This window comes from Xenorhabdus miraniensis, from assembly GCF_002632615.1.
This window is the reverse complement of sequence record NZ_NITZ01000069.1, coordinates 1-2123: the sequence shown is the minus strand read 5'-3', so window position 1 is coordinate 2123 and position 2123 is coordinate 1. Positions and strand designations below refer to the sequence as shown.

Annotated in this window: 1 protein-coding gene; it reads left to right on the top strand. The window is 51.7% G+C overall.

Annotated elements, in window-relative coordinates; genetic code table 11:
- A partial coding sequence (locus Xmir_RS22015; RefSeq protein WP_145956954.1) for a condensation domain-containing protein occupies positions 1 to 2123 on the top strand: 2123 nt, incomplete at both ends.

The following is a 2123-nucleotide window of genomic DNA, read 5'->3' as shown; positions in this document are numbered from 1 at the left end:
TGACACTGAACTCATGCCAACTGAATTGCGCCAGCAACTGGCACAGCACTTGGCCGAGTATATGCTGCCCAGCGCCTTTGTAACGCTGGAAACTTTCCCACTCACACCCAATGGAAAACTCGACCGTAAGGCACTACCCACTCCTGATCAGTCTGCCGTAGCAACCCATGCCTATGAAGCACCTATTGGCGAACTGGAAACAAGACTGGCACAGATTTGGCAGGAACTACTGGGGCTGGAGCGCGTCGGACGTTATGACCATTTCTTTAACCTTGGCGGTCATTCGTTACTCGCTGTCCAATGCGCAACACGCGTACGCCAAGAGTTAGCCTTGGATCTGCCGCTTGCCCAGTTCTTTGCTCAGCCTACTCTTATTGACCTTGCCCGGACGCTTATTGATGCTTCAGTAACTACTCAGACAATTATTCCTGCTGCCAATCGCGATCTGCCACTGCCACTCTCTTTTGCCCAACAGCGATTGTGGTTCCTTGACCAACTCGATCCTGCGGCCAGCCGGGCTTACCATATCCCCGCAGTATTGCAACTTTCTGGTAAGCTTAACCATCAGGCATTCATTTCGGCACTCAATGGCCTTGTTGCTCGCCAAGATAGCCTGCGTACCCACTTTACATTGGTTGACGGTCAGCCCTGCCAGGAAATAGCTTCCCCAGACACTGGTTTTACACTCTCCTACCTGGATCTGCGGCACCTGAGTGAAACAGCCCGTACAAATCGTGTTGCTGAACTCGCCGAATGTGAAGCCCGTACGCCTTTCAATCTGACTCAAGGTCCGTTGATCCGCGGTCAATTACTGCAACTGGCTAATGAAGAGCATGTATTACTGTTTACTCAGCATCATATTATCTCTGATGGCTGGTCCATTGGCATAATGATTCGCGAACTTGCTGCATTTTATCAAGCCGCCCTCAATGATCACGATGTGGATTTACCATCACTGCCTATCCAGTACGCTGACTATGCCGTCTGGCAGCGCAATGAGTTGCAGGAAGGTGTTCTCTCAGAACAGCGGGATTTCTGGTATACCCAGCTACAAGGAGCTCCGGCTCTATTAGAACTGCCCACTGACCGACCACGCCAGTCAACACAGAGCTATGCCGGTAACCAGATACCGATCCATTTGAACGCTGAAATACTCGCTTCCCTCAAAACGTTTAGTCAACGTCAGAACATTACCCTATTTATGGCCCTGCTTTCGGCATGGACTATCGTGCTTGCCCGTCTCAGTGGTCAGGACGATATCGTCGTCGGTACTCCTGTTGCCAACCGCCAGAACAGAGAGACCGAAGAGTTAATTGGCTTCTTTGTCAACACGCTAGCCTTACGTATCGAATCCGGCCAGTGCAATAACGTGGCGGAATTGCTGGCTCAGGTTCGCGAACGCACACTGGCCGCCTATGCTCATCAGACTCTGCATTTCGAACAGGTAGTCGAAGCACTACAGCCTGCCCGTAGCCTGAGTTACAACCCAATATTTCAGGTTATGTTGGTCTTGAACAATACCCCAGCTCAGGAGTTGAAGCTGTCCGGTCTGGAACTCACCCTTGTAGAACAACCGCGGCATAGTACCCAATTTGATCTGACGTTATCACTTACTGAAACTGACGCTGGTTTAGTTGGTGGGCTAGAATATGCAACCGACCTGTTTGATCAGGAAACCGTTGTTCGTATAGCGGGTTACTTTGAGAATATACTAAAGGCAATGGTCGCAGATGTAACGCAGACTATTTCGTCTCTGCCTATGCTGTCCGCTGTAGAACGCCAGCAGGTACTGGTGGATTTTAACGTCCCACAGACCGACTTCCCACAGGAAGCCCTGATCCATGAATTGTTCGAGCAACAGGCTGAACTGACCCCTGATGCTATCGCCGTGGTGTTTGAAGGACAATCCCTCAGCTACGGTGAACTGAACCGCCACGCTAATCGGCTGGCCCATCACCTGCTTGCGCTGGGCGTACAACCCGATGATCGCGTGGCTATCTGCGTTGAACGCAGTCTGGAAATGGTCGTCGGTCTGTTGGGTATTCTTAAGGCCGGCGCGGCCTATCTGCCGCTCGACCCAGCCTATCCGGCTGAACGGCTGGCCTATATGCTGGAGGATGCCA